24 protein-coding genes and 1 tRNA gene are annotated in these 24,051 nt (G+C 61.0%); 7 read left to right on the top strand and 18 right to left on the bottom strand.

Annotated features, from left to right (window positions below; genetic code table 11):
- Positions 1-425: 425 nt before the first annotated feature.
- Positions 426-2,282 (bottom strand): autotransporter family protein, encoded by a 1,857-nt coding sequence (locus tag AXW67_RS28600; RefSeq protein ID WP_347336764.1) that lies wholly within the window; start codon positions 2,280-2,282, stop codon positions 426-428.
- A gap of 64 nt (positions 2,283-2,346) precedes the next feature.
- Between AXW67_RS28600 and AXW67_RS44425 the strand changes: the two genes are divergently transcribed.
- Entirely contained in the window at positions 2,347-2,601 is a 255-nt protein-coding gene (locus AXW67_RS44425; protein WP_245315762.1) for a hypothetical protein, read from the top strand.
- 655 nt (positions 2,602-3,256) lie between these two features.
- Here AXW67_RS44425 and AXW67_RS28595 read toward each other — a convergent pair.
- The 15 genes from AXW67_RS28595 to AXW67_RS28530 all read right to left on the bottom strand — a co-directional run bounded on the left by AXW67_RS28595 (position 3,257) and on the right by AXW67_RS28530 (position 17,321).
- The gene (locus AXW67_RS28595) at positions 3,257-4,075 is read right to left on the bottom strand and encodes an outer membrane protein (RefSeq protein WP_063680575.1); all 819 of its coding nucleotides are present in this window, start codon (positions 4,073-4,075) and stop codon (positions 3,257-3,259) included.
- 352 nt (positions 4,076-4,427) lie between these two features.
- Positions 4,428-4,778 carry a RidA family protein gene (locus AXW67_RS28590; protein ID WP_082908078.1) on the bottom strand — a complete coding sequence of 117 codons (351 nt, stop codon included), beginning with the start codon at positions 4,776-4,778 and terminating at the stop codon, positions 4,428-4,430.
- Positions 4,779-4,955: 177 nt separating this feature from the next.
- Positions 4,956-5,636, bottom strand: coding sequence for a Fic family protein (locus AXW67_RS28585; protein WP_063680573.1), 681 nt, complete (start codon positions 5,634-5,636; stop codon positions 4,956-4,958).
- Between the two features lie 8 nt (positions 5,637-5,644).
- The gene (locus AXW67_RS43340; protein WP_201723728.1) at positions 5,645-5,818 is read right to left on the bottom strand and encodes a hypothetical protein; all 174 of its coding nucleotides are present in this window, start codon (positions 5,816-5,818) and stop codon (positions 5,645-5,647) included.
- 198 nt (positions 5,819-6,016) lie between these two features.
- The gene (locus AXW67_RS28575) at positions 6,017-7,282 is read right to left on the bottom strand and encodes a reverse transcriptase domain-containing protein (RefSeq protein WP_161491304.1); all 1,266 of its coding nucleotides are present in this window, start codon (positions 7,280-7,282) and stop codon (positions 6,017-6,019) included.
- A gap of 797 nt (positions 7,283-8,079) precedes the next feature.
- The gene (locus AXW67_RS28570; protein ID WP_063680669.1) at positions 8,080-8,757 is read right to left on the bottom strand and encodes a recombinase family protein; all 678 of its coding nucleotides are present in this window, start codon (positions 8,755-8,757) and stop codon (positions 8,080-8,082) included.
- 370 nt (positions 8,758-9,127) lie between these two features.
- A complete protein-coding gene (locus tag AXW67_RS28565; protein ID WP_145927928.1) occupies positions 9,128-9,454 on the bottom strand; it encodes a hypothetical protein in 327 nt (108 codons plus the stop codon).
- Between the two features lie 324 nt (positions 9,455-9,778).
- Positions 9,779-10,768 carry a hypothetical protein gene (locus AXW67_RS28560; RefSeq protein ID WP_063680569.1) on the bottom strand — a complete coding sequence of 330 codons (990 nt, stop codon included), beginning with the start codon at positions 10,766-10,768 and terminating at the stop codon, positions 9,779-9,781.
- 142 nt (positions 10,769-10,910) lie between these two features.
- Positions 10,911-11,075 (bottom strand): hypothetical protein, encoded by a 165-nt coding sequence (locus tag AXW67_RS42890; protein WP_161491303.1) that lies wholly within the window; start codon positions 11,073-11,075, stop codon positions 10,911-10,913.
- A complete protein-coding gene (locus AXW67_RS28555) occupies positions 11,072-11,686 on the bottom strand; it encodes a hypothetical protein (protein WP_063680568.1) in 615 nt (204 codons plus the stop codon). Before AXW67_RS28555 ends, AXW67_RS42890 begins: the two co-directional genes overlap by 4 nt.
- 729 nt (positions 11,687-12,415) lie before the next feature.
- Positions 12,416-13,141 carry an energy transducer TonB gene (locus AXW67_RS28550; protein WP_063680567.1) on the bottom strand — a complete coding sequence of 242 codons (726 nt, stop codon included), beginning with the start codon at positions 13,139-13,141 and terminating at the stop codon, positions 12,416-12,418.
- Positions 13,138-13,572, bottom strand: a complete 435-nt coding sequence (gene exbD, locus AXW67_RS28545; protein WP_063680566.1) for a TonB system transport protein ExbD — start codon at positions 13,570-13,572, stop codon at positions 13,138-13,140. The genes AXW67_RS28550 and exbD overlap by 4 nt, the downstream gene beginning before the upstream one ends.
- A gap of 4 nt (positions 13,573-13,576) precedes the next feature.
- Entirely contained in the window at positions 13,577-14,383 is an 807-nt protein-coding gene (gene exbB / locus AXW67_RS28540; RefSeq protein WP_082908076.1) for a tonB-system energizer ExbB, read from the bottom strand.
- Between the two features lie 35 nt (positions 14,384-14,418).
- Positions 14,419-16,893 carry a TonB-dependent receptor gene (locus AXW67_RS28535; RefSeq protein WP_245315761.1) on the bottom strand — a complete coding sequence of 825 codons (2,475 nt, stop codon included), beginning with the start codon at positions 16,891-16,893 and terminating at the stop codon, positions 14,419-14,421.
- A gap of 53 nt (positions 16,894-16,946) precedes the next feature.
- Positions 16,947-17,321 (bottom strand): DUF2946 family protein, encoded by a 375-nt coding sequence (locus AXW67_RS28530; protein ID WP_063680564.1) that lies wholly within the window; start codon positions 17,319-17,321, stop codon positions 16,947-16,949.
- Positions 17,322-18,150: 829 nt separating this feature from the next.
- Here AXW67_RS28530 and AXW67_RS41015 point away from each other — a divergent pair.
- Positions 18,151-18,822 carry a DUF3631 domain-containing protein gene (locus AXW67_RS41015; protein ID WP_161491302.1) on the top strand — a complete coding sequence of 224 codons (672 nt, stop codon included), beginning with the start codon at positions 18,151-18,153 and terminating at the stop codon, positions 18,820-18,822.
- A gap of 86 nt (positions 18,823-18,908) precedes the next feature.
- Here the strand turns inward: AXW67_RS41015 and AXW67_RS42270 are convergent, their stop codons facing one another.
- Together AXW67_RS42270 and AXW67_RS28525 are read right to left on the bottom strand one after the other, a co-directional pair.
- Positions 18,909-19,109 carry a hypothetical protein gene (locus AXW67_RS42270; protein WP_145927927.1) on the bottom strand — a complete coding sequence of 67 codons (201 nt, stop codon included), beginning with the start codon at positions 19,107-19,109 and terminating at the stop codon, positions 18,909-18,911.
- A 283-nt stretch (positions 19,110-19,392) separates the two neighbouring features.
- Positions 19,393-19,467 (bottom strand) — tRNA-Thr (locus AXW67_RS28525).
- A 320-nt stretch (positions 19,468-19,787) separates the two neighbouring features.
- Here AXW67_RS28525 and AXW67_RS28520 point away from each other — a divergent pair.
- The 5 genes from AXW67_RS28520 to AXW67_RS28500 all read left to right on the top strand — a co-directional run bounded on the left by AXW67_RS28520 (position 19,788) and on the right by AXW67_RS28500 (position 24,029).
- On the top strand, positions 19,788-19,970 hold the full coding sequence (locus AXW67_RS28520; RefSeq protein WP_063680667.1) for a hypothetical protein: 183 nt from the start codon (positions 19,788-19,790) through the stop codon (positions 19,968-19,970).
- A gap of 27 nt (positions 19,971-19,997) precedes the next feature.
- Complete coding sequence (locus AXW67_RS28515; RefSeq protein WP_063680563.1) at positions 19,998-21,704, top strand: FAD-dependent oxidoreductase; 1,707 nt, start codon at positions 19,998-20,000, stop codon at positions 21,702-21,704.
- Between the two features lie 353 nt (positions 21,705-22,057).
- Positions 22,058-22,366 (top strand): EthD family reductase, encoded by a 309-nt coding sequence (locus AXW67_RS28510; RefSeq protein ID WP_027552228.1) that lies wholly within the window; start codon positions 22,058-22,060, stop codon positions 22,364-22,366.
- A gap of 232 nt (positions 22,367-22,598) precedes the next feature.
- The gene (locus tag AXW67_RS28505; protein ID WP_063680562.1) at positions 22,599-23,108 is read left to right on the top strand and encodes a hypothetical protein; all 510 of its coding nucleotides are present in this window, start codon (positions 22,599-22,601) and stop codon (positions 23,106-23,108) included.
- A 96-nt stretch (positions 23,109-23,204) separates the two neighbouring features.
- Positions 23,205-24,029 carry an alpha/beta fold hydrolase gene (locus AXW67_RS28500; RefSeq protein WP_063680561.1) on the top strand — a complete coding sequence of 275 codons (825 nt, stop codon included), beginning with the start codon at positions 23,205-23,207 and terminating at the stop codon, positions 24,027-24,029.
- The last annotated feature ends 22 nt before the right edge of the window (positions 24,030-24,051 follow it).

Genomic DNA, 24,051 nt, shown 5'->3' with positions numbered 1-24,051 from the left:
GGCACACCGCGCGGACTGCGCGGCATTGCTTTCGCAATTTGAACGGCTGTTGCATTGTTGCGACGAAAGACGCCAGCCGGTGCTGGAGAGTGGGCCGCGATGGCGGTTCGGCCGCATCGGGCTCTTGCGCAGCCGGCATGTCGCGCTCAGGATCTCGCGACGCTGAGTGTTGCGTTTCACTTCAGCGTCATTCCGGGGCACCGCGAAGCGGTGAGCCCGGAATCTATTCGTCCACGTGCTTTGCGGCCCGATGGATTCTCAGATGCGCAATTGCGCATCATAGCTCCCTCGCTTCGCTCGGGCCCCGGAATGACGGAATAGAGTTTTGGAGACTCAACACCAGTCGATCAGGCGTCAGGGACACAAGGCCGGAAGCGGTCGTTCGTTGCCACGCCCGCGATGCGATCGCGGACGTAGCCACTCCCTCACCACGCGTAGCGCACGACGCCCTTGCCGGCGTAGGAGCGGGTGACTTGCGAGAACTCGCCCTCGAAGGTCGCGGCTGCCGACCAGCCGTTCAGCCATTTCATTTCGGCGGACGCGGTGGTGAGCGCGGAGTCGCGCGCCTGCGCCGCGCCGTTGACGACGAAGCTCGCGCCCGGCAGCGCCTGGAAGGTCGCGGCGATGGCGCGATTGGGGTCGAAATCATGCGCCCAGGCAACGCGGCCGCGCAGCGTCAAGACGCCGTTCTGTTGCGCAAAGGATTTGTCGGTGCGCAGGCCAAGCTCGGTCCGCGTATCGGTCACGTCCTTGGCCCCATAGTTGAGCGCGAAGGCCGATGCGCCCGAGATCACCTGCTCGGCATAGGCCGGGAGCTGGAAGCTCGTGACCTGGCCGGCTGCATAAGGCGTCAGCCCGACGCCGCCGATCCACGGCGCCACGAAGCGGTAGCCGCCTTCGAGCCGGCCGGACCACGCATTGGCGTTGAACTCGGCGCGCAGACGGTCGGTGCCCGCGATCGTCACGGTGCGGTCGGTGGTCACGTCCTGCCAGCCATAGGCAAGCGCGGCCGTGACATAGGCGGGGCCGCTGGTGTGATGCACATAGGCGCCGGCCTGGAACAGGTCGGAGCGTCCGCCGCCGAGCCCGTTGACGCCGAAATTGGTGCCGCCGCCGGCCAGTGCAAAGCCGGCCAGCGTGTTCGGCGAGAACAGATAATCCGCACCGACGGCCGTGCCGAAGATGCGGCTGGTCGCCCGGTTCGATCCGACGATGGCGTTGCCCTCGGTGGTCTGCGAACCGCCATATCCCGCCGCCCACACGCTCCAGCGCTGCTCGAACGGCCGCGCGCGCAGCGGCGCCTTGGTGAACATGGCATAGGCGCTTGCGGCACCTTCTTCCGCATACCCCGCCGCACCCGCCGGACTTGCGCCGCAGCGGTCGCGCACGACAGCCGAAGCCGAATTGGCTCCACAGCCGGTGTCGCGCATGAAGGGATCGGTCAGCAGGCCCATGAACTGGCCCATCGCGTCAAAGGTGGTCTGCTGCGACCCGGTCGCGTGCTCGCCCGAGGCCTGCGTCAAGCCGTCAGGCGAGAGGCTCGCATAGACCATCGGAATGCCGCCGGTGGAATTGAAGTAGCCGACCAGCGCGTCGCCGACCGCCCGCTGGTTTTGGTTGAGCCCGTTGTTGGACGGCCCACTGAAGCTCAGCGCGAGATTGAGATAGACGTGGTTGGCGTCATAGCTGAGGCTCTCCTGGGCGCCGGCAGGTAGACCGTTGTTGATTATCGTCGATGCGAATGTTCCGGAGCGTCCGCCGGCCGCAGTCAGGATCGTGTACTGCTTGCTGAGATAGCTGCCGGGAAAGAAGGTAGCGCCCAACGTGGCGCCGTTGAGTGTCGCCGTGCCCGAGACCGAGACGAAGGAAGCGCTCGAAGGATTTACCGCAACGGCATAGAACGCGCCGGATTGAAGGGCGAGATTACCGGAAACGGTGAGCGATGTTCCCGGCTGGCCACTGCCGGAGTATAGTGCGCCGCTCGAATTGACCTGCACATTGCCGACCGTGCCCACGCCGCCAAGTCCACCGTGGTTCACCGTGATCAGGCTGGACGTGGCGATCGAGCCGTCGACCTGAAGGTTTCCGCCATTGACGGTGGTCGCCCCGGTATACGTGTTTGTGCCGGTGAGCTGCATGGTGCCGGTGCCGACCTTGACCAGCGAACCTCCGATCCCGCTGATCACGCCGGACACCACCGTCGACTGGTCGTTGCCACCGACCGTCAACTGGTTGCTGCCAAGAAGGAACGATCCGCCGCCGTTGATAGAACCGGCGGTCAATTGGTGATTGCCGCTGGGTCCGGACGTTGCGGAGAAATCCGTCTGCCCATGCGCAATGTTCGTGATGGCAGCATTGCCTGCCGTGCTGTTATTAAAAAAGGCCAAGGCGCCGCTATTGGTGATCGTGGCACTGCCCGCCGTGCTGTTGTTTTGGAAATTCAGGTTCCATGGGTTGATGATCGTAGCAGTCCCCGCGGTGCTGCTGCCTTGGAAATTCAGGTTGCCGGTGGTGTTAGAGATGGAAACGCTGCCGCTCGTGACCGCGATGCCGGCGCCTGTAAAAATGAGATCCTTGTTTGGTGCCAGCGTGAACGCGTAGTTGCCGGTGTTGAAGGTCCAGCCCCCCACGGAGCTGTCCGCGCTGATTGTGATGTTGGGTTGGGTCGTTAAGTTGAAGAAGGCCGTGCCGGTCGGCACGGTTCCAGGAGTCCAGTTCGCGCCGGTATTGTAATCGTTGCTCCCGGGGGCCGTATTCCAGGTGGCATTCTGCGCCCGCGCCGGTGCAGCCGTGGCCACGATCGCAAGCATGGAGCATGTCGCCAGCATCGCGGCACGCGCTCGCGTTCCGGTTCGCGCATTGATCGCGGCAACGGCAACAACAGTCTTCTGCATCATCATTCCCCAAAAGCATCGCTGGGGCAGTCGACTCAACGCGTCGCCCCCCGTCCATGCGGATACCGTTATGGATAGAGCGAAGACGGTCCGCCGGCTTGGGCCAGGCGGTACGCCGCGCGGACTGGGCGGCACTGCTTTCGCAATTCGAACGGATGTTGCATCCTTGCGACGGAAGGCGCTTGGCGATGACTGAGAGCAGGTCGCACCGATGGCCGCTCGGTCGCCTCGCCAATTGGCGCACCCGTCCTTCCACGCTTATTGTCCGCGTACGGCAGCAGGAAGATTCTCGACGAGAAAAAACCCCAAGGCGACACCCTGGGGTTTTTTGAAGCCTTACCTGCTGGTTTCGCCAAGCCAGATCAGAATATCTTGTTCAAGCGCAAGCGGACGATGTTGGCCGAGAGGTCGGCGTTATGGTTGAACGCGTCGTTGCGTGGGAGTGCCGCAGGGGTGACCAGATTGCCGGTTGCCGAAACGCCGTCGAACTTCACGTAGAGATACTCGGCCCCGACGGTCCAGCGATCGGCGAGCATCGTTTCGAAGCCGGCCCCGACGGTCCATCCTGCCTTGACGGCCGACGCGGACGCGCTCTCCGTGAAGGGGCCGAATGGATTGGAATGGACGAAGCTCCAACGGCCGTTCAATTGGCTGACGGCCAATCCGCCCGTTCCGTAGAACAGCCAGTTGCTGACCACCACGCCAACGCGCGGGCGGAAGGTGAAGAGCCAATCGGTGCTGATGGAGGATGTCAGCGACAGCGTGCCGTTCGAGAACGGAGCTGCGGCGGTCACCGTCCTCGAACCGGCACTGCGGAAATAATCGAGGTCGGCTTCCAGGCCGAGCAGCCAGTTTCCTGCCTGCCAGTTGTAGCCGCCTTGAATGCCGCCGGTAAATCCCGCCGTATCGAACCTCTGACCGGCGCCGAGATTGTTGATCGCGACGGAATAAGCGGCGCTGCTGTAGCAGCCGACGCCATCCGGATCACTGCACGAATAGAAGGTGTCTCCACCGGATCGGCCCCAGTTACCCCCGGCGTTCAACCCGACATACCAGCCCGTCCAGGGAGGCGCCGTGACAATCGCACGAGGAGGTGCCTTCAGCGCCAGATCGGCGGCATGGGCGCCGGCTCCAAGCAGGAAGGGGGACACGAAGATGGTTCGCAGCAACATCCGGATCATTGGCGCCCTCAGAGGAAGTGTTCAACGCGGCATATCGAGCTTGTCCTCACACTGCCCGGTGGTCGTCACGGATTCAGTGCGATCGCTCGCGTTCGCCATGCATAATGGGCCAGGGGTGCACCCGCTTGGGCGGGGCGGCATTGCGCACGGACTGGGCGGAATGGGTTTCGCAATTTGACCGGGTGTTGCGCTTCTGCGACAAGATCCCCTCGGGGAGGACGCGATCCATGGATGACCGTCGACGACAAGGAAGCGCTTCGCGCCCCGTCCGACGGCCGCCGAGCTACTTTGCATGGGGTTGTTTTTCGATATTTCTGGTCGGGACCAGGACTGGCTCGCCGGCCGGAAGCGCCTAGCGGCGGGCGGCGATCGCCGTCAGCTCCAGCTTGATGCCCGGGCCGAGATCCGCGACGCCGACCGCGGCACGCGCCGGCAGATGCTCAACGGCGAAGTAGCGCTTCCACACCTGGTTGAGCGCCGCCTTGTCGGCGAGATCGGTCACGTAGATCGTCACCTGCAGAACGCAGGAGAGATCGGAGCCGGCTCCTTCGAGCAGAGTCTTCAACTGGCGAAACACATCGTCGGCCTGGCCTGCCATGTCGAGCCCGGCATTTTCGGGAACGACGCCGCCGAGATAGAGCACGCCATTATGCTCGACGACCTCGTGGAGCAGTCCTGCATAAGGTAGGGAACGCTTGATCAAGATGGACCCCGGGAGGAACAGGACGAGACATCGTTGGTGGAAAAGCTGGTGCTGCCGGACAGGATTGAACTGTTGCGAGAAGCAGCGACTACACTGAAATTGTTGAAGTTTTCGACTTCGCCAAGTGACCCTGTGTATCAGCGGTGGGTGCAGTTGTCACGTCACTGCAGTTCAGGATCAGTGGTAGTTTCGGCTCGCGGTCCCCTTCACCTCGCCCTTTGCTTCCTTCGCCGCGCTCAGAAGTTGGGTCGCCAGCATCCGATCCAGCATGTCTTCAAGTGCGCTCACGTCGGTTGCACCCTCGGTAAGGCGGAGATCGGCAGCCTCAAGTGCGTCGTAGTAGGGCTTTTTGTTTCCAGCGATTTGCTCAGGGATCGTCGGAGCACCCGGCAGCAGGCTGTCCAGCTTGGCGCTCATCACAACATACGACACAGCTCGCGCGGTACGCCCGTTGCCATCAGCAAACGGATGGATCCAATTGAGCCGCCACAGCACGTATGCGGCAAGATGAACTGCCGTCTTCGACCAATTGTCGTTGACGTAGTCGCACAGATACTCAATTTCCTCGGATACGAAGGGCGCCTCAGGAGGCTGATGCTTGCTGCCCTGAATTGTCACATTGGTGTTCCGCCATGTTCCCGCAAGCGGATGGATGCCATCAAGAGCCGCTTGGTGCAGCTTGAGGGTCAAACTCGATCGCAAGCGAAAGGGGCGCTCGGGTTCCTTGACGAAAGACCGGATCATCTCCAGCGCGAGGTCGAATTGGCGAATGCCATTCTCAGCCTCGCGCCGAGCAATTTCGTCCGGGTCGTTGAGAAGTGGCGCTGTCTCGGCAACGCTATGCCGGTCCTCGGCCACGATTGCTCCTACTCGCCCGAGTGGAGCTTCTTGTCGAGTGCGGCGACCATCTCGCGAGTGATCCGATCGTTCTCGATGTGAGTGTTGCCGTAGGCAAAGCTCCGGCGCTGTTCGCCCAGTTGGTCAGGCGTCATCTCAATCTGGCGAGCCCGCTCAATAAGTTCCTTCAGATCATTAGTCATCGAGCCACTCCCCGCATCAGAGGCAATCATAGCGAACGGCTTACGTTCCTGTAAAGTTCCTAATCGCCGGTAAAGAACGTACCGCCTCTGGTGCGGCGTTTAGGTGACTCGTTCGATTGTGTCGAGCTGCCGTGAGCGAAAGGCCGGATCGGACCCTTGTACGGGGGGAGCTTGGTTGGAAAGTCGGAGGCTCTGGAGTCAGGCGGCTGGTGCCATGTCTCCCAGATCGTCATCCCGTTCGGGAATGTGCCGTTGTTGTGCGGGGATGATGGGGAGGGGATGCGAAGGCGTCTCGCCGAGGAGCTGGATGCCCATAACGCGTCGTCGTGATTGCGCGGTGGCTCCCTGTGTCAGGGTGAGCGCGAATGCCCTCATGTCTTCGATGCGCCGGTCGATCTCCCGGTCGAGGGATTGAAAGACCTGTGTCGCCGTAGTGTGGCGGAACGCCTGCGACCATCCCCTTACTGTCTTGTGCAGCATCACCATGGCTTGATGGTAACCCTGCCCATTAGGCGGAGACTGCCCCGATGCTGCAAGGCTCATCTGCTTCTTTGCCTGTTCGACAATGACGTCGCACTTCTTCCTGAAAGCCTGGATGGCCGCTGCGGAAGGCTGTCGGGAAGTTTCTGAAACTTTGTAGCCGAGCACATCGGTGCCACTGTAGATGTTACCTTCATCAAACTTTCCAGCGTGTCGAGCGGCGTCGTCGGTTCGGTCGTAGACATCCATGCCCATCAGCGCCAAGTGCTCACGCGCTGCGACGTATGCGGCTCGAACCTTGGCAGGCGATGCGCCAAGCATAATGAAGTCGTCGATGTAGCGAACGCAAACGATCCCCCGGTCGTTCATCCGCTTGTCGAACGAGCGAAGAGCAATGTTTGCTGCAAGAGCAGAGAGGGCCGAGCCCTGAGCCACGCCTACATCATCGTCGGGGAATAACTTGAAGTGCTTGCGCTCCTCCAACTGCGCCCTGTTGGTTAGGTTGGTGGTAAGCGCCGCCTTGAAAATATCTGCGAATGCTCGATCAGCGACGGCCTCGGCGATGAACGCATTCACCTCCGGCAGCGGAATGCGCGTAAAAAAGTTCTTGATGTCAGACCTTACGAACGAAGTTTTGCCACTGCGGACGGCTTCATCAATCAACGACAAGCCATGAGGAACACCTCGATCCTTGATGCCCCCCACGCTGGTTCTCGTTTCCATAATCTGCCTGACAGCAGGAACGCCGTGCCAAGTCTTTCGCGAACTGTCGCAGCCGTAGCCCTGCAGCACTTCGAGAATGGCTCGACGTACGATCCGGTTGGCGATCGGAGCCATGACGACCGGGCGAAGACCTTTGCCTTTCCCCTTGGGGATCGTGAGGCCTTCTTCTCCGTCGAAGCGAAACGTGTTGCCACGAAGCCGCTTGCCGATCTGTTCAAGATTGCTCAGCCACGTCTCATCGTAGCGCCTGATGGCGGTCACCGTTGTCTCGCTGGGCGACGCGAGCCCGCTCTGCTTCACAGCCGCCCACGACCGATGAAGGACCTCTCGGGACCGGAGTCTCTTGTAGAGGTCATCGACCATCTGCACGCCTGTGGTGTGAGGGCCTATCAGTGCGCCCGCCCTCGGCCAAAGCTCTAAGTCCGATCCCCAAGGCTCCGAAGGCGCAGTGTGCATCCCTCGGGTGCGACCTGATCCGATGTAGCAACAGCCACCCGGACCTCACCCCCGGAACAACCGACGCTCAGATCGAGCCCGGCCCCCAGAAGCGAGTGGACCAATGCTGCGAAGCACGCCGCAGCCGTAGCGAGTGCCGATCGACTGGCACGTTTTTGCATGTCTTGGTCATCTGGCGCGCTCCTTCGAGGTCCGCCTACCTTTTTGGCGGTGCCGGTCAAGAGCTGCCCGCGACCCTCCACGCCGACGGAGAAAGAAAAGCTGCCAACCGTCCGATAGGTCCCCGTAATGGTGAGGGCTACGGTCAGCTTCCAACCCGCCGAGGGCGAAGTCCGATCCCCAAGGCTCCGAAGGCGCAGTGTGCATCCCTCGGGTGCGACCTGATCCGATGTAGCAACAGCCACACGGACCTCACCCCCGGAACAACCGACGCTCAGATCGAGCCCGGCCCCCAGAAGCGAGTGGACAAGATGTTCGCGTTATAGGTGAGTCGGTTCCGAGCCACAAGATCGTGGGGGTAGTCGGGAAGAAAATCCCCACATCATGTGGATGGGCGGCTTTTAGCGCTTGCCAAAAACACTGATTGGCGAAGAAAGATGAGTTTATACGGTGAGTCGCACCGTTACCCGAGCAACTTGTGTGGCTGTCCACTCACTTCCGCCGCGCGGGGTGGGGATGCGGCGCTCCGTAAGTGCCCGCGCCATGCCGCTGAGAGATGTCACTCCCGTTCGCTCAAGGTCGCGAATGACGTGGGCGAGGTCCGCCGCTCTTTCGTTCGCCCGTGCGGTCTGAGCATCGCGACCCGCCTTCCGGGCAGTGCGAGACAATCGAGCACCTCGGTCGCCGCCCAACTTCACGCCGCGCTTCTTCGCTGCTGCCAGTGCGGCCTTGGTCCGCTGCGAGATCATCCGCCGCTCTTCGTCGGCCACCATCGCCATGATGCCCACAGTCAAGCGGTTGGCGTGAGGCATGTCTGCCGCCACGAAGTCAACGCCCGCCTTCTCCAACCCAAGCAGGAAGTGCGCATCACGGGACAGCCGATCCAGCTTCGCAATGACCAGCTTGGCACCGTAGACGCGGCATGCCTGCAGCGCCTTCGCCAGTTCGGGGCGATCACCTTTCTTGCCGCTCTCGACCTCGGTGAACTCCGCCACGAGCGACCACTGACCTCCGTCGAGGTAGCTCCTCACTGCTTCGCGCTGCGCTTCGAGACCAAGCCCTGACTTGCCCTGCCTTGCCGTTGAAACCCGGCAGTACGCCACGAACACACCCTCAGCCATCGACATCGCCCCTTACATCTCAATCAACGAACGTTGACTAAGTTGTAAAGACTGGCACTCTATGGGACAAGCAGCTTCCAGCGCTGATCATGGCGGCATGCTGACGCAGAGCCGCAACGATGGAAGAGCATGCCCCCCGTCCTAATTGCTCAGTTGAGTGCAGGCGCGTGGGAGCAGAGTTCAGGGGCAAGCGAACATGTTGAGGGCGGGGTTCGCTCGTGCAGGAAGGGTCCGACAGACGAAACGTTTTGGATCGGACCCCACCCCCAGGGGGAAGAAGCTGACCGCTACCCTCTCAAACACCGTTTCGCAAATTTGCGCAGACTATCCGGGGCTTTTCAGGCGAATGAGTTGCTCTGGGGCTGAGCTTTCAGTTCGCCCGCAATGCCTTGAAGAGCAGCGTTCGAGCCAGCACGTCACGCGCCGCCTTGGCTGACACGACGATGACGTTACCTTTCACGTAGCCAAGCTCCGGCTCAATCCGAACGATGGACGGGGAGGCTTCTCCCGCAACGCCATTCGACCGCTCTAGCTGGATGTCGAAGGCGGGGCAGCGGGCCGGGATCACGATGTCGTCTACCGTGATGTCAATGGGAATGCTGAAGCGGCGGGCTGCTCGCTGAGCGTTTTGCAGCATCGCCTTCCGAGGGTCGGTTTCAAGCGTCCGCCAATAGAGCGCTTTCGCGTTCTTGCGCATACGCTCACGTCGATGCTCCTGCCTCGCAGCCTTCGCGGCGAGGATCGCGGAGGCCAGAGGAGTAGTTGAAGTGTCCATGATCTTCCTTACGAGGATGAATTGATGAATGTGTCGGGTGGTAGGTCGGGTCCGTTGGCGTCGACGCTGCGCTTTGCCATTCCACGGAGCATGGCTCTGATGTTGCCGCGATTGTAGCCGGGCGGTAATTTCCCGGCTCCTTTCAGTATAGCGTCAGCAAGCCAGTCGAGATGCTTTGTCAGTGCGTCAGGCAGTTCAGTCGAAGCGCCCGGAGCGTGCCGCTTGGCTGGCTTGCTCATTGGTTGGTTAGCCCGGAGTGATCAGACGCTGCTTCACTGCTGCTGACCACGACATGGACTTGGGCCAACCGGGGGCTTTGACAAGCGTGTCTCCGTCCTTGCCGCGCGTGATCTGGATGTCGTGCCAGTCGGCCGTCATGGCCTTGAATAGGGCTGGATCGTTTGGCAGCTTCGCCAGTCGGTCCATCGCCTTGTTGCCGAGGTCCCGCAGTTCCCGATCATTGCCACGGTAGGTGGCGAGGCGGGCGGCCCGAAGCTCGCTCTCGTTGAGCATATTGTTGAGGAGCGAAACGGAGGCGCCGGTCTCGGACAGTACGGCGTTGGCCTGAGCCTCGAAGCCAGCGACAACGGCCGACACCTGCTCAGCGCTGACGCCCCTAGGCGGCGTGGTCGGGATGTCACCCGACACGACGGCATCTTCAAGCAGGGACGATACGGCGAAGTTGCCGATAGCGTCGTTAGCCTGCTCAATCGCAGCCGTCGAAGCGTTGATTGCCTTTGCCTGCTCTGCCGTGGCCTTGATGGTGCTATCGTCGTTGCTCTGATATTGCTGCTGCTGAACCTGCGGCTGCTGCTGAATAGACTGCGGGGCAGCGGCGACCCCAGTGCTAAAACCCGGTTGGTAGTCCTGGGAGATGAGACCGGCTGCCTTGGCTGCTTCGATGGTCGTGGTGATGCCGTTGACGGTGACCATCCCCGGACGCGGAGAGGAAGCGGCGGTGGCACGGTGCGGGCTGCCAGAGACAATTGACGCCTTGCCCTGCGACATGGTGATCGACGCGTTGCTCGCGGTGTTGGTCCTCATCATTGAGGACGACGATGAACGGGCGGCTTCCTCGGATGCACGCTGGGCCGCTGCAAGGTCCTTCAGGGACTGCTGGTGCGCCGCTAGGGCATCGAGAGTAGCCCGCTCACGGGACGCCGGAGTGCCTTGGAGATTGTTGTTCGTGTAGACTGACGCCTGCTGGAGGTCGTCGCGGTCAGAAGCAATAGACATTTGGTCTGTTCTTTCAGTCGGTCTTGGGTGGTCTTGAGGATTGAAGATCACAGCGCTGACAACAGCGGCTGTGCTGATATTGCGATGATCAAGATCAGAACGGCGAGGTGCTCACACCGAATACTCGCTAGGTGATTGGTGATCACTCCAAGATGACCTCGGTGATGATCTCTACCGAGCCGTCAGGTTGATCGACAGCGACAAACCGCTTGGTTTGCCTGTCATCGTTTGCGGTAAACTTGCCAGTGTCATTGACCACAGTCGGCTCGATGATGATCGCGGTGATCTGGATTTCGTCGGGATTCATTGGTCTGCTTTCGGAGTTGGTCTTTTCATGTTGTGATCTTTGCGGTCGGCGGTCACTGTTGGAATGGGCCGCGCCTGTGTCGTGCGGGCGATGTTGATCTGCTTGGCTCGTAGCTTGGTGAACTTCGAGACTAGCTGAGCGGTGACACCGAGGATGTCCGCAATCTGACGATGGAGGAGGCGGGGATAATTGTCGCACAGCCAACACACCGCCTCCTGTGTGCTCAGCTCACGACGGCGGGTCGAGCGGAATGCATCAAGCGCTGCCTTGGCACGATGCATCGTCGGGTCGGCCTCGCTATCGAGGCTAGCAACTGTGTCATCCCACGCTTCAGCGATTAGAGCTTGGCACTTCGGAGACAGAACGTCGAACGGGTAGCCCGATCTTGGGGTGTCGTGGCGAAAGCCAAGGCCACGTTCAACGAACGCTCGGGGCAAGCGATAACGCCGCCCTTCGGCAGCGAGAACACCCATGTGATGGAGGATCGCGCGGGCACGCCGCGGCCCAACTCGGTACTTGTCACCGAGTTCAGTGACGGTGACGTATTCGCCAACGGTGTTGGTGGCGAGCAGTCCAGTCTGGCGGTCAAGAGTTTCTTGGACGTAAAGCATAAGCAGTGCGATCCCATTTGGCCTTTGGAAGTTGATCGGGGAACTCTGGGGTGGCTGATCTTGGGAATGCTGAGGTGCATCTGAAGTGGTAGCTTCAGTGGCTTGGCAGCTCCGCGCGGGGTGGACCAAGCATTACCCATGAACTAAACACCCCGAAAATGAATGACGGTCTTTGATCCGCAGCTTTGGAGTGTGTGTGATTGAATGGTGACCGATCCGGCCAAACCCTTCACGATGGTGATTTGCGTCGGGCAACATGCCCTCGCATTCCCTGTCGCACCCGGTGCAATGGGAGCCAGGAGCATGCTTGACGTGCTGCTCGGCGCTTAGTGAAGGGCTTGGCGAGATGGGGAGAGGGAAGGGCCCCTACCGAGGATGTCGTCAGCCGGGCAGACCAAGGCCGACCGAGAGCTGTCCTCGGCAGGAGCGACCACACACCGTCACTCTCGCCTTGAAAATGTCGATCAGCCGGAGACCAGACCGGCCTAGAGCTGTCACCTGCGAGAGTGAGTGGGGCGTTCTGTATGGGCGAATGGGCAACCTATTCGATCATCGCCGAAGGGAGCGTCCTATGGGCATGGGGGCAACCTAATCGACCTGCCCCGGAGAGGGCGTTCTGTGGGGCAGACGCGCAACCTATTCGATCAGCGCCGAGGAGGGCGTTCGCGAAGGAGATGGTCGAGCTAATGGGCATGGCTGCGCTGTCGAAGAGGAAGGCCCGTGTTCGAGCTACCGCGCGAAATTCACCGGTGCGATGTAGCTATCCTGAGACCCGGGTTTCGCCGCCGGAAATGGCGGGAAGGGACTGGCGCGGCGCAGGATTTCGAGCGCCTCGCGATCGAGCACGCCATTGCCTGAAGATTTCGTCACTGCGCTCTCCATCACCGCGCCCGCGCGGTTCAGGACGAATCTCACCACCACTGTGCCCTGTGCCCCTCGCGCCGACGATGGATAGCGCTTGAAGCGCTGCAGGTGCCCAAACACCAGCGCGTTGTAGGCATTGGAGCCGGCTTGAGTGAATTGACCGACATGCTCCGTCTTCGGCGGCGCCCGTGTTTCCGGCGCGGGAGGCTGCTCTTGCGGCTTCGGCTTTTCCACTTCTTTCGGCTCGGTCTGCGGCAGCGTGACCTCGGCCTGTTGTGGCGGCGACGGCGGTTGTATCACCTGCTCCAATGGCTTGTCCTCGACCTTGGGAGGCTCTATCGGCGCGTCCTCCGCCTGTTGCATGGTCGGCCCGACCGCGATGTCCTGGTTCTGAACCTGCGGCGAACTGGCTTCGACCGGTGCAAGTGTTACTGCGATGGCTGGAAGAATGTTCGGTTCCACTGGTCTGCGGGCATACCATAGCGCAACCACTGTCACGACTGCTGCGTGCGCGATCAGGATCGTCAGACCGGCCAACGTCCAGCGGGAAAGCCCGCGCCTTTCTGGCAGATGCAGAGCGAACGCATTCATTGCTTGGCCGTAGGCGCTTCCAGCCCGACGAGGGCGAGCTTGAGATATCCAGCATCACGCAAGGTGTTCATGACCCCCATCAGTTCGCCATAGCTCAGTGTCTTGTCGGCGCGGACAAAAATCGTCTCGTCCTTGTGATTGTTGGTGGCGGAATCGAGCGCGGCCGGAAGTTCCTCGCGCGTCACCACAGTCTCGCCGACCGCAATGGTCTCGTCCGGCTTGATGGTGACGAACACAGGCTTGTCCGGGCGAGGCTGCTCGGGAGCAGTGCTGGCGGGCAAGTTGACGCCGATATCCACGGTCGCGAGCGGCGCGGCCACCATGAAGATGATGAGAAGTACCAGGATTACGTCAATGAATGGCGTGACATTGATCTCGTGCTGAATTTCGAGATCATCGTCGCCCGAGCGTTTACCAAGACGCACTGCCATCGGTTCACTCCGCAGCGCGGGGCATCTGATCAACGCGGCTCCTGTGTCCGCGGCTGACCATCAACAGGAGTTGCGCCGAGGCGTCTCCCAATAGCGTGCGGTAGCCGCTGATGACACGCGCGAGATGGTTGTAGATTACGACCGCCGGAATGGCGGCGACGAGCCCAAGCGCGGTGGCGAGCAAGGCTTCGGCGATACCGGGGGCCACCACCGCGAGATTGGTTGTGTGGGATTCCGAAATGCCGATGAAGGAGTTCATGATGCCCCAGACCGTACCGAACAAGCCAACGAACGGGGCCGTGGCGCCTATCGTTGCCAGGATGCCGACGCCACGCGAAACCTGTCGTGTCATCGCGGCTTCGACCCGCTCCAGCCGCAACGCGACGCGTTCCTTGAAACCTTCGTCAAAGACGCCGTCGGATAGCTCGGCTTCTCGGGCCGTGGACAGGACAAGCTGCGCAACGGCGTCCCTACTGGTCTCGCAAGCGCGGACCGCCTCTCGAAGACTGCCCCCGCTTTCTAGCATTTTGAGCCGGCGACGTGCGAGCCTCTTCTGGCCACCGAGCTCGACGGTTTTGGCGAGCCACACCGTCCAGGTCACCAGCGAAGCGAAGGCAAGCCCGATCATCACCACTTTCACCACGATATCGGCATTGAGGAACATGCCCCAAGGCGACAGGTTTCGCGGCAACAAGGGATTTGGAGATTGGGCAAACGCGGGTTCTGCCGTCACTGCCAAATAGGCAAGAAACCCCGCAAACCTCGTGATGATTCCACTGCAAAAACTGCCACCGTGCCTGCTATGCCACATGTGGTCCTCTCTTCGATAAGTGATCACGCCCCAACTCAGAGTTTCTGCGAAACGCCGACAAAGAAACCGCGCCGCGGTCCAAATTGCGGGGCGAACACGCCGATACCCGTTCCGTCCCTGATCTCGTAGATCTTGTCGAACAGGTTGACGACATCGAACCGCACAGTGGTCGGCTTGTTCGGCGCAACGATGTTGAAATCGTGCGATACCCCGACATTGACCTGCGTGTAAGACGGCAGATGATCGGTATTGGCAAAGCCGGAACGAAGCCCGCTACCGTAGATCATCGAGGCGCTGAAGCGCGTGCCGTTCCACAGATAGGAGGCGCCCGCGGAAGCGGTCAAGACCTGGGCGTGGTCGGTGTAGATATAGTGGTTAGCGATATAGTTCAGTTCGTCCTGAGCGAACAGAAACTGGTTCGATACGACGTTGGTGGCAACCTGCTTTGCCCAGGCCACGTTGCCCCAGGCGCGGAAGTTGCCGTTGGTGTAGGTCGATTTGAATTCGAGGCCAATATTCTCGCCGCGGTCATAGTTGAAGCCGGTTAGCACATAGGCTGCGCCGAACTGGCCATCGTCAAGCAGGTTGCGGGCGATCTTGTAATAGCCGTCGACGCCGACTTCGAGACCGGGCACGGGATAGATCTTCTGAACGACCCCAACATCGAAGACGTGAGAGCGTTCGGGTAGCACCGGACTGTTGAGCGGCACCTCGGGAGTTTGCGTGTTGGCGGGCGCGGTAGGGGGCGTCACCAGCGCAAGATTGGTCGGGGCAGCGATCACCTGCTGTGGCGGAGTGAAATTTCGCGCGTAGCCGGCGTGGAAGGTGGTTCCGTCGTAGGGCTTCCAGGTCAGGCTGATGCGCGGACTGAACTGGTTGGCATCGACATACTGATACATCTGGTCGAAGCGCAATCCAGCGTTCAATGTTAGTTGATTCGTGATCCGCCACTCGTCCTGAACATAAGTGCCGAGCAGCCAGCCGGTCTTGGAGCTGGAGTCGAACACGGTGAAGGGTGGACCGAACGGATTGCCGGTTACGGGATCGACCTGATTGCCGGTTGCGGGATCGACTGGCAACACAGTGGAGATGTTGTTGACCAAAGAGCGCTCAGCGCTCACGGAAAATCCGAACCGCAGCGTATGGGCAAAACCCACGCGCCAAGCGGTATCTTCCTGAATGCCGTTGACAAAGCTCTGACGGTAGACGTCCGACGACACGCCATTGAAGATCAGATCTCCGAGCGGGTCAGGAAAGAAATGCAACTGGCTGTACCGGTTGAAGTAGGAAATCTGGTAGTCGATATCCCCCGCCGATTTCTGGTAGGCAAGAACGTTGAACTGATTGAACTCGTTCTGGTGCTCGTTGAGCGTTGAGGAATCGAAGTTGGTTATCCCATTGACGTTAAAGTTGGGCGTCTGCCCCGGCCTATTGGGAATCTGAAACGACGCGTTCGAAATGCCGCTCATGAACGTCAGGCGGCTGGTGGGATCGAGTACCGTCGAAAGATAGAGAAAGCCCTTTTCCTGCGACGTGCGGTCGTGAATCGCTTCGTTCGACGGTGTCGGATTTTCTATTCCCAGATTGTTTTGCAGAAAGCGCCCGGACGCGAAATACTGGGTTTGTCCGACCGTGCCGCCATATTCGAAGCTCGGCGTGATGGTGCCGTGGCTGCCGCCATAGACGCTGACGCTTCCAGTGTTGTTGAAGGCGTCCGTCTTGGTCTGGATGTCGAGCACGCCCGCCGTCCGCAGGCCGTATTGCGCCGGCAGCGCGCCGGTCAGGAGCGCCAAGCTGCCGACAATGCCGGTGTCGAGGATTTGGCCGAAGGCGCCGACACCGTCGGGCAGCATGATGCCGTTGATGCGATATTGGATATTGGCGTGCTCGTTGCGCACATGCAACTCGCCGCTCGCGGCTGAATCCTGGGTAACGCCGGGAAATTGCAACAGCACCTTGTCCAGCGTCGCATTATTTCCCTGCGGCTGCGCCTCGATCGCCTGGTGGCTGACCTCATAGGAGGAAGCACCGACTGGCGCCAAAATGGTTTGCCGGGCTGCGTCGAGCTTCTGGTTCTGCTGGTTCACGACCTGCGCCTGTGTCGGTGTCGGCGGGGCCGGCTGCCGGGCCACCACCTGACGCAGTGGCGGTGTTCGCGGCCGGCGTCGCTCGGCCGGCGCGACGACGCGCGTCTCGGGCAGAACATTGCCACCCGTGGCTTGTTGTGGCGTTTCGGGCGCCGGCGTCTGTTGCGGGGCGGGCGTGGCGCTCTCCTGAGGCGCCGGGGTAGCAGCGGGAGGCTGCGGCGCAGCCGTGGTGGGCGGCGGCGAGGTGGTCTCGTTCTGCGCCAGAATGGGCGCATTCGATGCCGCAAGCAGTGCCAGCGACGATGCGGAGCAGAGAATCCTCCGTCTAACGCGCGAGGAGTGGGAACCAATCATGGCCAAATCCTGAGATTCGAGCTTGCGGCCAAAGACGCGCCGCCTACGCGATCGGAGCTTCGTACCCATCTGCGCTAACGTGCTTCAGCACGCTGCGCTAACAGGGAACCGGAACAGCGATGTCAGGAAATCGGTGGCCCGCGCGGTTGAAATGCGCCCCGTGATGGCTCGACGAAGCCAAGCACGTCTTCGATCTTACGATCGACTGTAACGTTGGCAGGCTCTAACGGCAGAGCAGGCGGCGCCGAGGCGAGCGCGTTCGCCATCGCGGTCGCGGCCATGCAGATCGGACAGAGATAGTCGGCATGGCCTTCGTTGGGATGACCTTTATTCTGGCCATTGTCCGGCGACGCGATGGCCGCCATTTCGGCAATCCCGCGCCCAGAAACCTTGCCGTCGATCGCGTGGAAGTGACCAAAGGACAGCCCGAGGTTTATGGCCAGCGCAATCAGCGCCAGCCATGTACTTTGCCTCATAGTGTCCCGAAACCAGCGCATTCGAGCGGTAATGTCCCTCGGCTTTCAGCCGCAGCGCAATCTTATCTGAGCTACCATCTTCGTCAATTGTAGGTCCGTGGTCAGCCCCGCCGATGTTGAGCAGCCGCGACCGAAACCTGCAAATGTCTGCTGCGAACTGGGCAGTGGATCAGCTCCTCCAAGGTGCCGTTCCGCCCGTCGCCGTTCGAGGACGTAGTGGCGATCCGCGGCCGGTCACAGACTTTAGTCAGGTTCCGTGACTGTTTTGCTCGTCTTCTGGGTAACGCGTAGCCGACGGGGCTATTTCGCTATGGCTCGCCAGATCAGTCGTTATTGCGACCGTAATAGCTTCTCTTGAGCTGATAGTGGCCTCCGGTAGTGACATATTCCTGGCGGAGGCAAGTGTCTTCCCTGCAAAATGTTGCCTGTCCCCCACAGTGCAGATGTTCGAAGTGCAGCTTCATCACGCGTGAATTGTCGATATAGGTCGCAAAGTACTGACCGGCCTGCGGTGGGTCTCGGCACATGCGAATGACAGCAGTCCGAACCTCGGGAGGCAGACGATCGATACGTGCCGAACTCCAGGGATCGTCATGCCCAACCTGGCTGCCGCGAGCCAATGCGTGCGTCTGACTGCAAAGTAACAGCACGACAGTCTCAGCCGCGATTGCCGAAATCCGCGCGTGAACGATCCACATGCAAGCACCCATTGGGGGCAAGACCTGCCGGATGCAAATCAAAGAATACCAGGAATCCAAACGACCGCCAGCGGCTCAATCTGATAAATTTCCTTGGCCGTCGATGTCCGTACCGCAAACACCATCGGCTTCTTCGCTGGAAGCCGGTGCGGATGGCCCGCTGGCTATGCCGGGTATCTCGGAAACCTCGCCATGGCCTCACCACGGGCCTTGAGAGTGACTTTCGTATACTTCCTAGAAAACATTCTGGCGAAGGGTTGGCGCTAGGACGCAAGCTGATTGATTGGGCTAAAAGCGTTTCAGATCAGGCTAAGGAAATAGAACCCGAGATGCCGGATTGTCTCAACGACCGAGAGCAAGACAAGTGGGAGCCGTTGTTTATCGTCGGGAGACTGGCAGGCAACGGTTGGGAAGACAAAATCCGAAAGGCAGCTATAGAGCTTTCTTTAGTCGATAAAGACATAGAACCGGCAAGCTTTAGTGAATTGCTTTTGAAGGATATCTATTCTGTCTTCAATGACGACCTAGAAGAGCTACGGCAGATCAGGACTACAGAGCTTTTAGAGAAACTAAACTCAATCGATGAATCGCCGTGGTCTACCTTCAACTACGGAAGGCCATTAGACGGCAGAGGATTGGCTAGGGTGTTGAAGCCCCATCAAATCAAACCAAAGACGATTAGATTCGAAGGCACTCCCGACAAAGGTTATTACAAGTCAGACTTTGAAGAAGCTTGGGAGCGATATTTACAGCTAGGGGTATACCAGAAATCATCGGTTACAACGGTTACAGCGGTTTCATCGGTTACAAATCACCTATGGTAAAGCTAGTCTTTTCCTTTTGCGGCTAGCTTTGGTCGGGATGGCTTCCGCTGTCCCGACTTCGATTCGAGACATTGCGAAACCGAACTTCATCGAACGTCATGGCAGAGTTGATGGACGCCGTTTCCTAAATCCTTGTCGTAGAAAATTCCGCCGCGCCGCTCGCACGTCCTCCGAGCGTGATCCATTAGTTCTTGTTCGTTCTTTGGACCAAAAAGCCAAAGCAGACCACCGACCGCCAGAAAGAATACAAAGGCCCAAAGGCAGCCCTCTTGTTTGTCCTGGCCCATGTGAAGCGTCTCCTTTCAAGGTCACCTTCGGTCGAAGACCTATCTAACAACAGACTTCGGTTTTCCATTAGCGCCCCCTCAAGTGATCCACAGATGGAGCGCAAACACGAATAGCCCCTCTACGGCCTCTAAAGGCTTTGGAGGGGCTTTCTATTTCGATTGTAGCTATGATCGGGGTGGCAAATTGGGTGGCACGATTTCCCCGAAAAATGCGAGATTAACGCAACAGTTGTATTTGTCGCGCTCTGCATCCTTGTCTAAGTATTTGAATTTGCTGGATTTCTGGTGCTGCCGGACAGGATTGAACTGTCGACCTCTCCCTTACCAAGGGAGTGCTCTACCACTGAGCTACGGCAGCAAATGCTGGCAAAGAATCGGGCCGCGACATGGGCCCGCCAAGCGGGGCGATGGATGCCACAAGGCCCCCTCATGTGCAAGCTTGCCGCCTCGCGAAATCGATAAAATCGGCCCCGCTGGATGCCGGAGGCGGCCTTTTTGTCCCGAAATGACCGATTTTGGCTCGATTTGGTTCCCGAAGAAATCCCCAGCCAAATGGCCAGTTGGCCGTACCCTTGGATTCGACCCATTCTGGCCGCTTCGTTGCACCGGCAGGACGACGACCCCTTGAGCTGTCGTTTTTCGGTGGCATGCTGCCGCCGACCAACGCCATGGGCCATGATGACCGACGAGAACGACAAGAAGCGAACGGCAGACTCCCGCCAGGACCGGCTGAAATCGGCGCTGCGCGAGAACCTGAAGCGGCGGAAGACCCAGGCGCGCGAGCGCGCGGAGATGACCGGCCCCTCGCACAATGACGAACCCTCCCTAGATGAGGAGACCGCCGGGAAGCCCGGCCGCTGAATTTTCTTGGAATGAGTGAGAGCGACAATGGCGCAGGACGAATCGCAACGAGCCGAGGGGGACGCACTGATCTCGCGGTTCTCCCGCCCCGAGCAGACATTCCCGACGCTTGCCGCCGCCGAGATCGAGCGGCTGCGCCTGTTTGGTGAGGTCAGGCACTACAAGGACGGCGAGCTTCTGTTCGAGACCGGCAAGCGGGGGCCGGGCATGTTCGTGGTGCTGTCGGGTCATGTCGCCATCACCGAGCGTGACGGGCTTGGTCACGTCACGCCGGTGATCGATCAGGGGCCGGGCCAGTTCCTGGCCGAGCTCGGCCAGCTCTCGGGGCGGCCGGCGCTGGTCGATGGACGCGCCGAGGGCGACGTCGAGGTGCTCCTGGTCCCGCCGGACCGGCTGCGCGCCCTGCTGGTCGCCGAGGCCGAACTCGGCGAACGCATCATGCGCGCGCTGATCCTGCGCCGGGTCAACCTGATCCAGGGCGGCGTCGGCGGCCCCGTGCTGATCGGGCCGTCGAACTCCGCCGGCGTGGTGCGCTTGCAGGGCTTCCTCACCCGCAACGGCCAGCCGCATCATCTGCTCGACCCCGACAGCGAGCATGATGCGGCCGAGGTGATCGCGCGCTACTCGCCGAAGCCGGAGGATTGGCCGCTCGTCGTCACCGCCGACGGCACCGTGCTGCGCAATCCGAGTGAGATCGAGCTCGGGCGCGCCATCGGCATGATCGGCGGCCCGAAGAACGATCGCATCTACGACGTCGCGATCGTCGGCTGCGGCCCGGCGGGGCTTGCGACCGCGGTCTATGCGGCCTCCGAAGGCCTCTCGGTCGCCGTCGTCGACACCCGCGCCTTCGGCGGTCAGGCCGGCGCGAGCGCGCGTATCGAAAATTATCTGGGCTTTCCGACCGGCATTTCCGGCCAGGCGCTGGCGGGCCGTGCCTTCACGCAGGCCCAGAAGTTCGGCGCCGACATCATGATCCCGATGTCGGTGAAGTCGCTGGACTGCTCGCGTGCCGGCGGCGCCTTCGCGCTGGCGCTGGATTGCGGCGACACCTTGCGCTCGCGCGCGGTGGTGGTCGCGAGCGGCGCGCGCTATCGCCGGCCGGAGATCGCGAACCTGGAAGAATTCGAGGGACGCGGCGTCTGGTACTGGGCCTCGCCTGTCGAGGCACGGCTCTGCTCTGGCGAGGAGGTGGCGCTGGTCGGCGCCGGCAATTCGGCAGGGCAGGCCGCCGTGTTCCTTTCGGGCCATGCGAAGAAGGTCTGGATGATCATTCGCGGCGGCGGCCTCGGCGCCAGCATGTCGCGCTATCTCATCGAGCGCATCGAAGCGACACCGAACATCGAGCTGCTGTTCAACACCGAGATCACCGCGCTCGAAGGCGACGAGACCTCGCTGCTGCGGCGCATCCGCTGGAAGAGCCGGTTGTCGAGCGATGAGGATTCCGCCGAGATCCGCAATCTCTTCCTGTTCGTCGGCGCCGATCCCGCCACCGGCTGGCTAGCCGGCTGCGGCGTCACGCTCGATCGCGGCGGCTTCGTCGTCACCGGCGCGCAGTCCGAGCAGAATCTGGGGCGGCTCGTGGCTCCGCTCGAAACGTCGGTGCCCGGCGTCTATGCCGTCGGCGACGTCCGCTCCGGCTCGGTCAAGCGCGTCGGCGGCGCCATCGGCGAAGGCGCGCAGGTCGTGGCGTCCCTGCACGGCTATCTCGGCGACGCCGCAAAACCGGCGCTTTAGAGCATGATCCGGACCCGCAGGGCCGCGCAAGCGCAAAGTGTGCAGCGGTTTTCCGAAAAGATCATGCTCAAACAATAACCTAAAGCGCGACGCGATCGGAACCGATCGCGTCGCGCTTTAGCCAAGGATAAGACAAGCGATCGGCAAGCGGAATGTGACTTGCCATTGCGACCCATCCTGCAGACTATCCCCTCATCCTGAGGAGCGCGCATCGCGCGCGTCATCGAAGGATGAAGGCCCGGACGTCGGGGCCTCATGGTTCGCGCGGCGATGCGAAGCATCGTCCGCGGGGCGTGCTTCGCACGCTCCTGACCATGAGGGTCTACACAAAACTAGGTTCAAGGGAGGACTAAATGGCTGAACTCGTCGTGCTCTACAAGACGCCCAAGGATGCTGCGGCCTTCGACAAGCATTATGCCGAAACGCACATCCCGCTCGCGAAGAAACTTCCCGGCTTGAAGAAGTACGCGATCAGCAAGGGGCCGGTCGGCTCCCCCGCCGGACCTTCCGGAGTCCACCTTGTTGCCATCCTCACCTTCGACAGCGTGGCCGATATCCAGGCGGCATTCGGCAGCGCGGAAGGCAAGGCGGCGGCAGGCGATGTGCCGACATTCGCCAGTGGCGGCGCCGACCTGCTGATCTTCGACACCAAGGAAGTCTGAGACCCCGTCGCATCGGCCCGCTGATCGCGGGCCGATGTTGCGACAATCGATTCAGCTTTCGGCGAAAACCTGCTGAGGTTTGTGACAGCGATGCAAAAAATCTGAGCATGCGTTTGTCAATTCGCACGACGGCGCATGGCTTGGCGCGCAAGTGCGGCGCCAACGCATGTGGCAATTCGATGAGGACCGTAATACCATTCTTCTGATCTCAGCGCAGAGTAGGAGAGATGCCGTGGTTCTTGGGTTGAGCCTGCCCGCCTTCACGTTGGTCCATGTCATCATCAGCCTGATCGCGATCGCCAGCGGCCTTGTCGTGATGTTCGGGCTGCTCGGCTCGAAGCCGATGCCGGGCCTCACCGCGATCTTTCTCCTCTTCACCATCCTGACCAGCGTCACCGGTTTCCTGTTTCCGTTCAAGGAGCTGTTGCCGTCGCACATGATCGGCATTCTGTCGCTGGTGCTGCTCGCGATCGCCTGCATCGCGCTCTACGGCATGAAGCTGTCGGGCGCGTGGCGTCCGATCTACATCGTGACCGCGATGGTCTCGCTCTATCTCAACGTCTTCGTGCTGGTGATCCAGTCGTTCCTGAAGGTGCCGGCGCTTGCCGCGCTCGCGCCCGCCGTGCCGCCGGCACCGCCGTCAGGCCCAGTTTTTGCCGTGGTGCAGGGCATCGTGCTCGTGTTCTTCGTGCTGGTTATCATCGGCGCCTGGCGTCGTTTCAGGCCGACGGCTTTTGCCTGATCGCCCGATCGCCGACATTGCCGGGCGATGCGAGGCATCGCGCCGGTGACCTCGCGCGGCCATCTGCGGATTACTCTTACGATAAGGAGCCTTGCAATGCCCACCATCACCACCAAGGACGGCGTCGAGATCTTCTACAAGGATTGGGGCTCGGGTCAGCCGATCGTATTCAGCCACGGCTGGCCCCTGTCGTCCGACGACTGGGACGCGCAGATGATGTACTTCGTGACCCGTGGCTACCGCGTCGTCGCCCATGACCGCCGCGGCCATGGCCGCTCGGCGCAGGTCGCTGATGGCCATGACATGGATCACTATGCAGATGATCTCGCGGCGGTGACGGCGCATCTCGACCTGAAGAACGCCATTCACGTCGGCCATTCCACCGGCGGCGGCGAGGTGGTGCACTACATCGCGCGCCACGGCGAGAGCCGCGTGGCAAAGGCTGCGATCATTTCAGCGGTGCCGCCGCTGATGGTGCAGACGACGGCCAATCCGGGCGGCCTGCCGAAGAAGGTGTTCGACGATTTCCAGGCGCAGCTCGCCGCCGGCCGTTCGAGCTTCTATCGCGACATCGCCGCCGGTCCGTTCTACGGCTACAACCGTCCCGGAGCGAAGCCCTCGGAAGCGGTGATCCAGAACTGGTGGCGCCAGGGCATGATGGGCGGCGCGAAGGCTCATTACGACGGCATCGTCGCGTTCTCGCAGACCGATTTCACTGAGGACCTGAAGAAGATCAACGTGCCGGTGCTGGTGATGCACGGCGATGACGACCAGATCGTGCCTTACGCCGATTCCGCACCGTTGTCGGCCAAGCTGCTCAAGAACTGTACGCTGAAGACCTACAAGAGCTTTCCGCACGGCATGCCGACCACGGAAGCCGAAACCATCAACGCGGACCTGCTGGCGTTTTTCAAGAGCTGAGGCTGACGCCTCGTTGCTTACC

This window comes from Bradyrhizobium neotropicale (genome assembly GCF_001641695.1).
GTDB lineage: Bacteria > Pseudomonadota > Alphaproteobacteria > Rhizobiales > Xanthobacteraceae > Bradyrhizobium > Bradyrhizobium neotropicale.
This window is presented reverse-complemented; position numbering and strand designations above follow the sequence as displayed.